General features: G+C 36.9%; 11 protein-coding genes. 5 read left to right on the top strand and 6 right to left on the bottom strand.

The window, feature by feature from the left end; translation table 11 throughout:
- Nucleotides 1–6: 6 nt before the first annotated feature.
- Nucleotides 7–591, bottom strand: coding sequence for a thioredoxin family protein (locus tag PLA12_12060; protein HOQ33230.1), 585 nt, complete (start codon nt 589–591; stop codon nt 7–9).
- 166 nt (nt 592–757) lie between these two features.
- Between PLA12_12060 and PLA12_12065 the strand changes: the two genes are divergently transcribed.
- Both PLA12_12065 and clpB read left to right on the top strand, forming a co-directional pair.
- Nucleotides 758–2320, top strand: coding sequence for an alginate export family protein (locus PLA12_12065; GenBank protein HOQ33231.1), 1563 nt, complete (start codon nt 758–760; stop codon nt 2318–2320).
- A 196-nt stretch (nt 2321–2516) separates the two neighbouring features.
- On the top strand, nt 2517–5120 hold the full coding sequence (gene clpB / locus PLA12_12070) for an ATP-dependent chaperone ClpB (protein HOQ33232.1): 2604 nt from the start codon (nt 2517–2519) through the stop codon (nt 5118–5120).
- Nucleotides 5121–5126: 6 nt separating this feature from the next.
- Here the strand turns inward: clpB and PLA12_12075 are convergent, their stop codons facing one another.
- The 4 genes from PLA12_12075 to PLA12_12090 all read right to left on the bottom strand — a co-directional run bounded on the left by PLA12_12075 (nt 5127) and on the right by PLA12_12090 (nt 11406).
- A complete protein-coding gene (locus PLA12_12075; protein ID HOQ33233.1) occupies nt 5127–7388 on the bottom strand; it encodes a YfhO family protein in 2262 nt (753 codons plus the stop codon).
- A gap of 69 nt (nt 7389–7457) precedes the next feature.
- Nucleotides 7458–8846, bottom strand: coding sequence for a dihydrolipoyl dehydrogenase (gene lpdA / locus PLA12_12080; GenBank protein HOQ33234.1), 1389 nt, complete (start codon nt 8844–8846; stop codon nt 7458–7460).
- A gap of 28 nt (nt 8847–8874) precedes the next feature.
- Nucleotides 8875–10209 carry a dihydrolipoamide acetyltransferase family protein gene (locus PLA12_12085; protein HOQ33235.1) on the bottom strand — a complete coding sequence of 445 codons (1335 nt, stop codon included), beginning with the start codon at nt 10207–10209 and terminating at the stop codon, nt 8875–8877.
- A gap of 24 nt (nt 10210–10233) precedes the next feature.
- Nucleotides 10234–11406 carry a mannitol dehydrogenase gene (locus tag PLA12_12090; GenBank protein HOQ33236.1) on the bottom strand — a complete coding sequence of 391 codons (1173 nt, stop codon included), beginning with the start codon at nt 11404–11406 and terminating at the stop codon, nt 10234–10236.
- Between the two features lie 155 nt (nt 11407–11561).
- Here PLA12_12090 and PLA12_12095 point away from each other — a divergent pair, with 155 nt between their 5' ends.
- From PLA12_12095 to PLA12_12105, 3 genes are read left to right on the top strand one after another with little or no spacing between them, the layout of a single operon-like run.
- Nucleotides 11562–12608, top strand: a complete 1047-nt coding sequence (locus PLA12_12095; protein ID HOQ33237.1) for a Gfo/Idh/MocA family oxidoreductase — start codon at nt 11562–11564, stop codon at nt 12606–12608.
- 34 nt (nt 12609–12642) lie between these two features.
- Nucleotides 12643–13632 (top strand): peptidylprolyl isomerase, encoded by a 990-nt coding sequence (locus PLA12_12100; protein ID HOQ33238.1) that lies wholly within the window; start codon nt 12643–12645, stop codon nt 13630–13632.
- A 13-nt stretch (nt 13633–13645) separates the two neighbouring features.
- Complete coding sequence (locus PLA12_12105) at nt 13646–14884, top strand: Gfo/Idh/MocA family oxidoreductase (GenBank protein HOQ33239.1); 1239 nt, start codon at nt 13646–13648, stop codon at nt 14882–14884.
- An 80-nt stretch (nt 14885–14964) separates the two neighbouring features.
- Here PLA12_12105 and PLA12_12110 read toward each other — a convergent pair.
- The coding region (locus tag PLA12_12110; GenBank protein ID HOQ33240.1) for a hypothetical protein at nt 14965–15468 on the bottom strand (504 nt) is incomplete at its 5' end.

The raw sequence follows: 15468 nt of genomic DNA on the forward strand, positions 1-15468 counted from the left end.
AGAATATTACTGGTTCAAAAAATAATCAGGCTCATTGCCTGGTTTCCATTTGATATTACAACCGATACTGGGTTTCTGATGTTCAGGTATGGGTTTACCTTCCAATAAACAATCCAAGGCATTTCTCAAATCTTTGCCATCTATTGGTTTGCTATTACCCGGACGTGAGTCATCAAATTGTCCACGATATACCAACTTAAAGTCTTCATCAAACAAGAAGAAATCCGGTGTGCATGCTGCTTTATATTTTCTGGCTACCTCTTGTGTCTCATCATATAAGTAGGGGAAAGTATACCCTGCTTTTGCGACTTCCTCTTTCATCTTTTCAGGAGAATCTTCGGGATACTTTTCTGCATTGTTAGAATTTATTCCTACGATACCTATACCCTTAGGTTGGTATTCATTTGTTAGTTTCACCAATTCTTTTTGTATATGTTTGACAAATGGACAATGGTTACATATAAACATAACAAGCAAACCTTTTCGTCCTCGAAAATCGTCTCTTTGCACTATTTTGCCTGTTGTATCTTTTAAAGAAAAATCAGGTGCTTCAGTCCCTAAAGGTAACATAACGGAATTAACGGCAACCATATTTATATCTCCTTTTATTTTTTTATATTTAACAAAAGGATATAAAAAAATATTCATATACTATTTGAAATTTTTGTTATTTATTTACTATCATTATAAAAGTATGATTTACTGATGGGTTATTTTATAAACAATAAAATTAATAATTTGATGAAAGGGTACTTAAATGAACAAATCTTTTTTGTGGAAGGGGACGATTGTATTTATTTTGTGTGCAACTATTACATCCGTAGCAGTTGCAGAATTGCAGAGTGTGTCAGTTGGGGGTGAATTGAGAATCCGCGGTCGGTGGTATATTAATACCTTTGCACCAAGAACGGAAAGGATACCACCTGCATTTATCCAGAAAAGACCTGTCGGCGGAAATAGAATTTCATCTATTTTAAAATGGGATGACGAAGGTTCCGATTGGACAAGGTATGAGACCTCTGTATTGCTGAATTTCAAAGCAGATTTTACGGATAATGTTTCTGCGTTCATCGAATTTTATGATTGGCATATCTGGGGTGAAGATTTCCGTTCGCGGGATTATGTTACGGGTATAGACACACGCGCTGATTCCAAAGACGATGTAGAAATTGAACAAGCCTATGTAGAAGTTCGGGAATTGTTCGGTGCTCCATTAACATTACGCGTAGGTCGTCAGGATTTAATTATGGGCAAAGGCTGGTTGGTAACCAATATGCTAACCCCTTCTCAATATTCTTCACATGATGCTATTCGATTAACCTATAAACAGGGAGATTGGACAGTTGATGCCTTTGCGTCAAAACTTAATGACCGATTCCAGATTGAACAGGATGGTGATATAGATTTCTATGGTATTTATGGAACTTATGCCGGATGGAAGCCATTGACTGTTTCTGCTTATTGGTATTTCTTAAGAGATGGTTTAAGTCCGCACGATACAACCGGAAATCCCATTATGGAATTTGCTGAAGATTTAGTCGGTCGCGATGATTATGGTGTTACCAAACTACATACAGTAGGTATTCGTGCATTTGGTAAATCCACAGGTTTTGATTATGATTTAGAACTGGCATATCAATTTGGGGATGCTGATTCTTTAGGTGCAACTTTTAAACCCATTGGAATGATTTATGGTGATGATGATGCTCATTGGGGTGATTTGGGTGCTGAACTTACGGTTGGATATACCTTTGAAGATGTTAAATGGTCTCCACGAATTTATACTTTAGGTGTATATTTCCAGGGACATGACAATCGTAGCATTAATTTCTGGGATTGGTTAAATCCATTTTATGAACCTGAAGCAAGTCATTCATTTAATCGTCTTTTCTCAGATAAGAACTATTTACCTACTGTGAATGATAATGGTTGGTTATCTAACTACTGGCAGGTGCAATTAGGGTTTGAACTCAAACCAACAGAGAAAATTTTATTACATGTCCATGGTGCTTACGATGGAATTGTTTTTCCATTTGACCCACCCAAGACATTTAAGGTATTGGGGAGAAAATTCTATGCGGCACCATTGCTTAGCTTCTGGACAGATGAAGGAGAGAGTGATATCGGTTGGGAAATTGCCGCATGGATTAAATACAATTATTCCAAAGATTTATGGTTCATGCTATACGGAAACTACCTATTTGTAGGCGATGGTTTAGCCCAAGGCGCCTATATTCAAGGCAATGGTACCGATTTCTCGGGTGGTTCAGATAACAACGATGCTGGATATATTTTCTGGATGACAGTGCTAAAATTTTAATAATATTGAATTGTAATTTTAAGAGGCAAATCTTTAGAAAAAGGTTTGCCTCTTTTGTTTTAAAGTGGAACATTGTTGCGAAAGAAGTCTCTTTTTGCAACAAGGGTTATATAAAATGAGCAAAAAAACCGCTGTTTTCTTTGGCATATCAATTGCTAATAATAAAGCAAATAAAAAAAGAAGGAGGTAATAACCCATGAGATTTGATAGATTAACAATACCTTTACAAGATGCTTTGTCGGAAGCCCTTGATTTGGCTACGAATAAGAGGCATCCTGAAATTACATCACTACATTTATTATCATCATTAATTACAAAAGAAAATTCAGCAGTTGTTCCCATTATACAGAGGTTAGGTGTTTCTAAAGGGCAAATAAACGCCTCTATAAGTCATGAGATGGAAAAACTCCCGAGTGTTACATCAGGTCTTCATAACCCCAATCTGTCTTATGAACTTCAACAGGTTTTAGAAACATCGTGGAATTTTGCCCAAACATTAAAAGACCAATATTTAAGTTCTGAACATGTCCTTTTAGGTATGGTTCGTGAAAAGACAAATCATGCAGGGAAAATATTAAAGAAATTAGGTATTACAGAATCTACACTTTTATCTGCGTTAAAAGAAGTAAGAGGAAATCAACGGGTAGATGACCCTAATGCGGAGTCTACTTATGATGCTCTTGAACGGTTTAGTAGAGATTTAACTCAGTTAGCTCGCGTAGGGAAATTAGACCCTGTTATCGGAAGAGATGAAGAAATACGCAGAGTAATTCAGGTGTTATCCCGAAGGACAAAAAATAATCCGGTGCTTATCGGTGAGCCTGGTGTCGGGAAGACTGCCATAGTAGAAGGTTTGGCACAGCGAATTGTTTCAGGTGATGTTCCCGAAACATTAAAGAATAAACGGATTTATGCTTTGGACCTATCTGCTCTTATTGCGGGTAGTAAGTTTCGAGGAGAATTTGAAGAGCGACTTAAAGCCGTTCTCTCAGCTATCCAAGAGTCACAGGGGAATATAATCCTGTTTATTGATGAGATGCATACACTTATAGGTGCTGGTTCTGCCGAAGGTGCTATGGACGCATCTAACATGTTAAAACCAGCCTTAGCAAGGGGAGAACTCCATTGTATAGGAGCAACTACTCTTGATGAATATCGAAAGCATGTTGAGAAAGACCCCGCATTGGAGAGAAGGTTTCAGCCGATTATTGTAGATGAACCCAATGTTGAAGATACTATCGCTATTCTGCGAGGGCTTAAAGAAAAATATGAAGTGCACCATGGAGTGCGTATTCGTGATGATGCGATTGTTGCATCTGCTTATTTAAGTCATCGTTATATTACCGACCGATTTTTGCCGGATAAAGCAATTGACCTTATAGACGAAGCAGCCTCGCGATTACGCATAGAAATTGATAGTATGCCGTATGAGATAGATGTCCTTGATAGAAGAATTCGTCAATTAGAAATAGAACATCTGGCTTTGAAGAAGGAAACAGAAAAATCCGGAGTAGAAAGGCGAGAAGCCATTGAAAAAGAAATTGCAGAACTTCGTGAGGAATTAAATGCCAAGAAGGCTAAATGGCAAACAGAGAGAGCCGTAATAAACCAAATCCATGAAATCAATGCCCGTATTGAGGAAGCAAAACGGCAAGCCGAAATTGCTCAGCGTCAGGGCGATTTAGGAAAAGCCTCTGAAATTCTCTACGGTGAATTAAGCCGATTAAGGCAAGAATTAGAATCGAAGAAGAAAGAATTGGAAGAAATACAAAAGAATGGTAGTTTCCTGAGTGAAGAAGTCACGGATGAACATATCTCAAAGATAGTATCCAGTTGGACGGGAATCCCTATAGACCGTTTATTGGAAGGTGAAATGCAAAGGTTGATAAATATGGAAGAACGACTTGCCCGTCGTGTTGTGGGACAAAAGGAAGGTATCCGTGTCGTATCGGATGCTGTTCGTCGAGCAAGAGCCGGATTGAAAGACCCCAATCGTCCTATAGGTTCGTTTATTTTCCTTGGACCTACGGGCGTAGGAAAAACAGAATTGGCACGGGCTTTAGCAGAGTTATTGTTTGACCATGAACAAGCAATGATACGAATAGATATGTCCGAATATATGGAAAAACACTCCGTAGCACGACTTATCGGTGCTCCTCCGGGTTATGTTGGGTATGAAGAAGGGGGACAACTTACCGAATCGGTTAGAAGGAAACCTTATAGCGTTGTTCTCTTAGATGAGATTGAGAAAGCTCATTCGGAAGTATTTAATGTGCTTTTACAATTGCTGGACGATGGACGATTAACCGATGGAAAAGGTAGGACTGTAGATTTCAGAAATACAATTATTATCATGACATCTAACTTAGGTAGTGAAGTGTTCCAGAAAACAAATATGCCTTATGAAAAACAGGTAGAATATGTAACAAACATCCTACACAATCATTTCCGCCCTGAATTCCTAAACCGTGTGGATGACATTATTCTATTCCAGCCCTTGAAAAAAGAAGAGATACGGCAAATTGTTGATTTGCAATTAAATCAGGTTATCAAAAGATTAGCAGAAAGAGAAATACGACTTTCGATAAGTGATGCTGCTAAAAATCTACTTGCCGAAGAAGGTTATGACCCAACTTTTGGTGCAAGACCTTTAAAACGGTTAATCCAGCGTAAGGTTGTAGATGCTCTGGCAATGCAAATTCTTTCTAAGGGAATTGGAGAAGGAGACCATGTTCGAATTGATACGGATAATAACAACGAATTAGTTTTTAATGTAGATAAGACAGAGAAAGTAACATGAGAAATTCTAAATGAGTTGTCTGGAAAAACGGAAGGAAAACCGAATTATAACAAGGAATAAAATGAAGGCAATGATACTTATTGTCAAGCCCCACCAGAAACCTTTACATTGATATTCAAAATCGATCAGGTGGTCTCCTTCGCTGAGTTCCACTCCTCGAAAAGCAATATTAACAGGTATGATATCTTTGGAAACATTATCTACACTGACAGACCATCCCGGGTAATAGGTATCCGTTAAAACGAGTATCCCGGGTTTGGTCTTTTCTACTTTAATGCGAACATGAGTAGGGGAGATGTCTTCGACCACTGCCGATAGTTCGGTAACAGAAGTTGTCTCGGGAATAGGCGCATTTTCTACAAAATGGGGGAGGTTGGAAGAAAGTAAATCAGGGTTTACATTATCGGTAGTCTTTCCATTATAAATAACAAAAGCCCGTGGATTATCCTTATCAGATTTGAATATAGCCATTCCAGATGAGAACATATCTGCTAATTTTAATTCAGACCTTATTTTATAAAAAGAATTGTCAGGGTTAGAATTTTTAATAGATGTGAAAAGGAAACAAGAGGTTCCGGCTCTAAACCAAAGTTTGGGGTCTTCTAATGCTTTTTTCATGAAAATGGAATATCTTTCGGTACATTTTTCTGGGGAGATAACCATCATATTTAGACCATCTATAGGGAAAACAGAATTTTGTAATACTTCAGGTCCAGCAAACCGCGTTCCATATTGTTTTAATTTATTGATAGATTCTTCGTTTACTTTTAACAATTCCAGAGGTGTTGTAATACGGTAAGGACGATATATTACCACGACGGAAAGCAGAAGGATAAGAGTTACGATATACCCTGAATTTCGGGCTGAAGGATAAAAGAGGCTAAAAAGCAGGTATAGGAATATTAAAAACAAAAATAGCCAGGCAAATCCAAATTCTTTCCAGAAAGATGTAGATTCTGGGTTGTCGGATAATTTTCCTGCAAGGACTAATATGAATAATGCGACCCAAAACAATATGGCAAAAACTAACAATTTTTTTACACACTGACGACATTCATCGGGAGAGAATAAATTCCATGCTTCTATCGCCATTCCAATTATGCAACCCATAGATAGAATAAGAAACCAGCCTGTATGAAATAGAGATATGTTTTGGAAATACGGCAAATGTAGGTTTAAACAAGAGATAAGATAAAAGATTACAAAAAGAAATAAACTTACAACATAAAAGGACTCTATTTTTCCCCGTATTTCAGAATGAATAAGAGAACGGGCACTTAACCATAAAGGCAATAAAAAGATGCAACAAATTCCAGGGGAGCATAGCAAGATGATGGAGGTAAGATGAATATTTCCTGAAGAAATTCCCGCTGGTAAAAACAGACCTAACAAATCTTTGTAAATTAAATTTGGGATAAGTGATACGGAGGAAATAATGGCTCTGTTATTATTCCATTCTATATATGGAAGTATCTGAAAAGAAATAAGTCCGTATGCCGTTATCCATGCTAAAATAACAAATGAAATAGGAATGTAATAAGCATTATTTTCGGGTCGAGCAAGGAAATATACCGTGATGAAGTATAAGAAGGTAAAAGCAAAAATGACGGCTAATGTTTCAACACTACCCCCAAGTGACATAAAAACAATAGATATGCATAGTAGAACCCAATAGCGGAATGAATGATAAAAAACAAGATTAACAAAACATAAATATAAAGGAAACCAAACAATTACATCGGTTATGGGATGAATGGGATTAAAAAATAGATGCCCGCTGACTTGAAATAGTATCGCAATAAATAATCCTATGGAGGGTAAGAGTCCCAAAGATATAGCCAGAAGATAGACCCCAATACCGGCCACTATCATTTTTAACCATATGCTAATGTAAATGGACTTCCATAGAGGTAAGAAATAAAAGGGAATGCTGAAAATAGAAAAACAACGGGATTCCCATCTCGCAAGAAAAGGAGTACCTGGCCCGGAAGTATTGTCCCATAATAGAGAGGACAGACTTTTTACCTGCGACATATAAAGGTAATCGGATAGATATTTTGAACTATCTGTGATTGTATCTGTGTTATAGTTCCCATTGTTGATTATTTTCCCCTCTACCCATAAGGGGCTATAATATAAAGAAGTATAGTTCCCTGGTATTTGGTTTAAGGAAAAATCTATTACCAATATTACCAGAGGGAATAAAAGTAAGAAGAGACAGACTGATAAATGGTCTCTCTTAAAATGTGCTGTTGAATTCTGGTTCATGTTCGTCATGTAATCATTATAAAGGATTTATAGTATCAATCCCAAAAAATGAGGCTCTATACTTTTTGTTTATTTCTTTGCCGGGCTGTGAATACTCATTCCATAATAGTCTTCACTGGCTTCCATTAATACTTCGGATAAAGTAGGATGAGTGAAGATTGTTTCGGCTAATTCTTCGACAGTGCTTTCCAATTTCATAGCAACACTTGCCGTTGCTATCATTTCTCCCGCCTCGGGTCCTAAAATATGAACACCTAAAATTTCATCTGTACGAGCATCCCCTACTATTTTTAGCATACCTTCTGGTTCTCCAATAGCATGTGCTCTACCATTTGCAGAAAAGAGGAATTTTCCTGTTTTTACAGAGTAACCCTGTTCTTTTGCCTTCGCTTCTGATAGTCCGACACTTGCTAGTTCCGGGAATGTAAATGTACAGGCGGGAAGAATACGGTAATCCATTCGTTTATTTCCCCCTGTGGCATTTGTGCTTGCTACGATACCTTCATTAGAGGCACCATGGGCTAACCATGTGCGGTCAATAACATCACCAATTGCATATACTCCCGGAACCCCTGTCTCCATCTTTTCATTTACAGTAATTCCCCCTTTTTTGTTGATTTTGAGTGCACTACGAAGAGGTTCCTGTATACAATCGGAATTGCATTTCATCCCTACACATACCAGAACAAGGTCAACTGAAATTTCAACATTTTTGCTTCCTTCAATAGAAAGAGTAATATCTGTGTCTTTTATTTTTGCCTCTTTTAATTTGCTCCCTGTATAAACTTGAATGCCTTCTTTTTTGAATATAGATTCCAATCTTTTTGCAAGTTCTTCATCTTCCTTAGGAAGTATATGAGGTAGCATTTCAATGAGATGTATTTCTGCTCCAAAGCTGTTCCAGATGCAGGAAAATTCGCATCCAATAGCACCAGCTCCAATAATACCTATTCGTTTAGGTATTTCAGTTAGTTCCAGAGCCTGTGAACTATCAATGATTTGTTTTTTGTCAAATGGTAAGATAGGTAATTCAATGGGTCTTCCACCTGTGGCTATTATAAGGTTTTTTGATGTAATTCGTTTCCCATCCACAGTAACCTCATTGGGTTGATGGATAGTGGCTTCACCTTTAATCCAGTCAATATGGTACGATTTAAAAAGTCGTTCAATACCTCCTGTGTTTAAGGAAATGACTTTATTTTTCCGCTGTTTCAATTGGTTTAAGTCTAATTGTGCATTATCAACATGAATACCGAATTCATCTGCTTTTTTAAACTTGCGATAAAGTCCTGCGGTATTGAGTAATGTTTTTGTGGGGATACAACCAATATTTAGACATACGCCACCTAAATATTTTTTTTCAACCACGGCTGTTTTTGCACCTCTTTGTGCGGAACGAATTGCTGAAACATATCCACCTGGACCCGCACCTATTACAACAACATCATAATCAGCCATTATTTTTTCTCCTTATCTTTTACTGTTATTACATAAAATCTGCCGATTCTAATATTTCACGGAATCTACCCATAAATTGTCCACCTAATGCCCCATCTATTACGCGATGGTCACAAGACATTGTAACTTTCATTATAGGACGAATGAATATACCACCGTCAACAACTACAGGACGGTCTTTCATCTGTCCAACCGCCAGTATAGCACTATCAGGTTGGTTTATAATCGCTGTAAAATGGTCTACTCCATAAGGTCCTAAATTCGATACTGTAAATGTATTGCCTGTGTAGTCATCGGGTAGTAATTTGTTATTTTGTGCTTTTGTAATAAGTTCTTTTGCTTTTTTTGCAAGCCCTTCTAAAGATAATTCCTGTGCTTTTTTGATTACTGGAACAATTAAACCCTGAGGTAATGCAACAGCAACTCCTAAATTAACATCCGGCATCTGGATAATACAATCACCACCCCATTGTACATTTACAGATGGAAACTCACGAAGTGTCCTTACGGCTGCATAAAGAACAATATCGTTAAAAGATACTTTAAAGGGTAGTTTCCCGCGTAAAATTTTTGCATTGGTCATATCAATTTCAACAGTTATATAATAGTGTGGTGCAATGTGCATACTTTGTCCCATCCGCTCTGCAATAATTTTCCGCATGGGTGTTAGCGGTATTTTTTGCATGGTAATGGGCAATGCAGAAGGAGTAGTTTCTTGAAAAGTGGATACTTTTGCCTTTTCAATATCTTCCTTTATAATTTTTCCATGAGGTCCCGAACCTACAATATTTTGTAAATTAATCCCTTCCTGTTCTGCCAATTTTCGGGCTACGGGTGTTGCCTTGGCTTGTGATTGTATAGCATTTTCAACATCAGAGGACATAATTCTTCCACCGACACCAGAACCCTGAATATTTTGCAAAGGAATATTATGAGTTTCGGCAACTTTTTTTGCTCTTGGAGATGCGATAATATCTCCTGAAGTTGCAATAGGTTGAGGTGAAATAGTGGGTGCAGAAGGAATTGTAGTGGGTGCTTCTTCTTTAATTTTGGATTTTTCTTTAATCTCCGATTTCGGTGATACTCCTGGGCATGTTCCTTGTGTATATTCTGCAGGGATTGCTTCGTTTTTATCTCCTATTAGTGCAACAACAGTTAATACAGGTATCTCAATTCCTGCTTCCACCAATATTTTCAAAAGTGTTCCACTTGCAGGAGATTCAAACTCAATTTCTGCTTTATCGGTTTGAACAGTAAATAAAGATTCTCCTTCTTTAACCTCATCACCTTCTTGTTTGAGCCATTGAACAATCATAGCTTCTTCTACCGTCTGTCCTAACTTGGGCATTTTTACTTCAAACATGGGTTTATCCTTCTGTTGATGTTTTTATAACCAGTTTTTATCTTTTAGTTTTTTAATTGCTTCCATTATCAAATTAAATAGGGGACTTGTTTCCTCTACCTTGCAAATTTCTTTTAATACCCCCTCAACGCCGTTTAGATTTTTTATTTGCTTCAATTTTTGAGAGGATTCATCGTCGCCATTATAGAATATAGCCCCTGCTATCCCTATAGAAATATTTTCAGGAGTTATTCCCGCTTTCAGACAATACATTGCAGAACCGATTAACCGTTCTCCCATACTTAGCTTTCGGATAGGGTCTCTTGCTACGCGTTCTATTTGGTCTCCTAAATGTTTATTCCTATATCTTTTTAATAGGTCGTTGATATATTCTTCAAGTTCGGGAAAAGGAAGACCATCTAATTTACTAATGGCTTTTGCACTTTCAATGCCTGCATTTTTTGCTATTGTATATATTTCATTATCTTCGATGGCTTCCCAGATAAATTTATAGCCCCTTAGATTTCCCAGATAGGCACATACAGCATGAGTAAGATTATGAATATATAATTTTCGATGAACATACCCAGAAAAAGGACGACATAGTTTCATCCCTTTAATTTCGGGAATATCTCCTTTAAATGCATCTGCATCTACGGGAAGTTCACAATATTCTTCAACCCGAACTAATAAAGGATGTTTCTGTTTATCCTGTTCTGTGATAATAGGAACCATCCTCCCAATAGATGCTTCAACCAATCCTATATGTTTTTCAAAAGATTTTAGAAGATGTTTGGGAAGATGTGAGGTTATTTCGTGATAAAAAGTATTCTTAGGTTCTGGGAGGTTTTCACAAATTATAATATTGAGAGGCTTTATAAATTTTTCCTCTAATCTTTTGGTAATTCCAATGGAGAGAATCTCTGCGACAGCCGATACCCCTTTTGCTCCTACTGCTGTTGCAATGATGTCAGATTTTTGAACAGCCTCTGCCACTTTTTCTTTTTCAGAAAGTAAAAGAGCCGATATGTCCTCGACAAATATAGTATATGTTTTTTCCCCCACAATCTTTATTGGGTATTTCTTTGTTTTATTTATTTGTTCAACAAGTTCAGGAACAACATCTATAAAAAGAGTATGATACCCACTTTCATAAAAAAGTTGGCCTAAGAAACCTCTGCCTATATTTCCTGCACCGAATTGCAGAGATAATTTCATAAAAATATCCTTACAAAAATAGATAACACATCATAATATATAAGGTTGGATTTGGTATTATATCATAGTTATAATTTACGATGTAGTCTGGATGACTTATTATCTTAAAGAATTAAAATGTGATATGAATAAACTAATTATTGGAGGAAAATAAAATGAAGAAAGTAGGATTTGGAATTATCGGTTGTGGAAATATTGGTCCTGTTCATGCGGCCGCAATAAATGCCATTTCTAATGCAAAATTGGTTGCCGTTTCAGATGTTGTTGAAAAGAACGCAATGAAATTAGCAAGCCAATATAATGCGGAACCCTATACGGATTATAAAAAGATGTTAGAACGGAAAGATATTCAAGCCGTTTGTATTTGTGTTCCCAGTGGTCTGCGCGCAGAAATAGCAGAAAACTGTGCTATGGCAGGAAAACATATCCTTTCGGAAAAACCTTTGGAAGTAACCACCCAACGGATTGACCGTATTATTAAAGCCACCGACAAATACGGTGTTCTTTTGGGTTGTATTTTTCAGAGTCGTTTTGCAGAAGGTTCGCGATTGGTTAAGCAGGCAATAGAGCAGAATCGTTTTGGTAAGTTGGTTTTGGGTGATGCCTATATTAAATGGTTTCGTTCTAAAGAATATTATGCCAGCGCCTCATGGAGAGGAACATGGAAATTGGATGGTGGAGGTGCCTTAATGAATCAAGGAATACATCAAATTGATTTGCTCCTCTGGTTTATGGGTCCCGTGAAGAGAGTATATGCTCAAACGCAATGTATTGCTCATGAAGGATTAGAAGTTGAAGATTTAGCCACAGCCACTCTCGAATTTCAGAATGGCGCGTATGGGGTAATAGAAGGAAGTACAGCTATTTGGCCTGGACATCCGGCGCGTGTAGAAGTCCATGGCTTTGAAGGTAGTGCTGTACTTGAAGATGGGAAACTTATTTTCTGGAAATTTAATAAGAGAAAGCCTATTGATACAAAGGTAGAGCAATCTATGGCTAAGGAGTCAGAATTGGGTTCAGGTGCCAGTGACCCGCTATCTGCCTTAAAAATTGAGGGACATCGTCGTCAGATTGAAGATTTTGCCCAAGCAATATTAAAAGGTCGCAAACCTGCTGTTGATGGTAGAGAAGGAAGAAATGCGGTTGAACTTATAGAAAAAATTTATAAATCTGCCCGTCTTGGCAAACCCATTAATTTATAGTTGACCCCGTCAAGTCTAATGGTTTTATTAAACGATGAAGAAAAAATTTCTGATATTTATAAGTGTATTTATTTTAGTCGGTATTTCCCGATGTATTTTTGCTTCGGATAATAGTAAAGATGTTTCTTTAACTCAAGAAGAATTATTGGTTCAGGTGGGTCCCGAAAAAATAACCAAATCCGATTACAATGCTTATATGCAGTATCGCCAAATCGAATTAAAAAAAAGAGGGCTTTTGTTTTCTCCTCAGGATGTTCAGAATTTTCAAAAGAAAGTTCTGGATGAAATTGTTGAACAAACCATGATTTTTCTGTTAGCTCTACGAGAGAATATAGTTTGTTCCGATGAAATGTTTAATAATATCTATAAAGAAGGTATATCTTTATTGGGAGGAGAAGAGGAATACCATCGCTGGTTAAAATCGTGTAATCTTACAGATGAATATATAAAAGAGCAAATCAAGAAAAAGAATATTGTTGAACAATATATTCAAAGTATTGAAAAAACGGTTTCTGTCACTGATAAAGAAGTAGAAGAAACATATCAAAATTATGTTAAATTGGGATGGGCAAAAAGAAATACAGATACTTATGATTTCGCAAATATTCTAATTATAGATTTTATAGGGGATTCCGAAAAGGAGAAACAAATAAATGCGATATACAAGCGTATTCAAAAAGGTGAAGATTTTTTCCTCCTGGCTCAACAATTTTCAGAAGATTCTTTTTCAAGGAAGCAGGGATATTGCTATTATGAAATGCCCTTAAAACAGGTATTGCCAGAAGTAAAACATTATTTAGTAATGTGCCCTGTGGGGAGTGTCTCTCCACCATTTAGAACCCGCAATGGATGGAATATTTTGAAAATTCTGTCAAAGAACACTCCTGGGACAATACCATTTCAAAAAATGAAACAAGGAATATACCATGAACTTATAAATAAGAAGGTAAGAGAAATTCTGAAACAGGAGTTGGAAAAACTTCAGAAAGAAATCAATATAACTTATTATTCAAACTATAAATAACGGGACTTTTGTTATGCCTAAAAAAAATATTCTTATATTGGGTGGAGGAATGATTGTTCATGACCAAATTCTTCCCAGTTTATATCATTTGCAAAGAATGGGAGAGATAAGCAAAATTTCTGTTTGTGCAAGACATACTACACCTTTAAAATTTTTACAGGAAAGTCCAACTATTAAAGAAGCTTTCCCCGAACAGATGTTTGAATCTTTTCCCCCTTTGGATACCCCCGAGGACAAATATTATCCAGAACTATACAAAGAGGCAATTAAAACTTTATCGCCTCGCCAATGCGTTTTTATTGCGTTACCAGACCACTTACATTATCCAGCTATTATGGAAGCACTTGACCATGAACAGCATGTAATCTGTGTCAAACCCCTTGTTCAGACTTATAAACAACTTGTGGAAATTGAAAAAATAGCAAAAGAAAAAATGCTTTTTGTAGGGGTAGAATATCACAAACGATTTGATATTCGTTCACTTTTAGCAAGAAAGAATTATCAAAAAGGGTTATTCGGAGAATTTATAATTGGCGAAGCGAAAATGATTGAGCCTTATTATTATCGCCAAAGTAATTTTCAAAATTGGTTTACCTGTGATATTTCTGACCCTTTTACTTATGTTGGCTGTCATTATGTAGACCTTGTTACTTTTATAACAGGGTTAAGACCGGTCTCTGTTTCTGTCGTTGGCATAAAAAGAACATTCCCTAACGGGAATGAGGGTTATCTATGGTCTCATGGTAGGGTAACTTATGAGAATGGGGGAATTTTATCTGTAATCAATGGCTTGGGTTATCCTGATATTGGAGGGGGCAGCAACCAGCAAGGGTTAGAATTATACTTTGAGAGTGAGAATAGCACAACGACTTTGAAACATGATGACCAATTTCGTGGGGTGAGTTATAGTATTAAAGAAGAAATGACGGAACACAAGAAAAAATTTTATACGATTAATACAGATTATTTCCGTTTAGTCCCCTGGAACGGTCCTGGATTAAAACCTGTAGGGTATGGCTATACTTCAATAGAGGAATTAGTACGGTGTGTGAAGAGAATTGATAGTATTGATGATAGACAAAAGAAATTAGAAGAAATAGAAAGAATAGATAACTTAGGAATTATTGCCACTCCCAAAAATTCATTTTATAATGAGTTGGTAAATGAAGCAGCAAGATTATCTATAGCACAAAATGGACGGGTTTATTCTATTAATTATAATGCAGAGGTTCCTACAGTTTTCCCTGGCTGAAGAAAAAAAACCAATCGGAAAAAATTAGCGTCGGTATCTAATTTATAGATACCGACGCTTTTGTAGTATTTATTGAAATACTAAAACTCACTGGATGTCAAAATCCCAACAAGATCAGCCATAGGCCTGTTCACAGGAGCCGGCTCACATTCGCCATATCTCTGGAACTGCACATGGCCATCCATGTATAGGACATTTGAACCGCCAGGAATATGGTTATATGCCGCAGGATTGGTTGATAGTTGGTCAAACATAATCCAAACGGAGCTTTGGGCTTGTGCTGATGCTGCGGGATTGTTTATATCTGTAATTAGGAATCTTTCAATACCTTCACGAAGACGATACACTGTAGAACCGCCACCATTACCTATACCTTGGGGAACAGAGATATCTTTATCAAAAGGAGGAAGAATTCCGAAAGGAATTTGTTTAATATCTCCATAATCGCGGAGTGCTTCCTCGACTACACGATCTAATGCAGACCCTAATTGTGTGGAAACTTCAGTGCTCATATCTATTTGAACACGGAGTATGGAAATCAACATTCCTAAATAAGGAAAACTACTTAAGGCTGAGACAGGGTC

Source organism: Candidatus Hydrogenedens sp. (assembly GCA_035378955.1).
Lineage (GTDB): Bacteria > Hydrogenedentota > Hydrogenedentia > Hydrogenedentales > Hydrogenedentaceae > Hydrogenedens.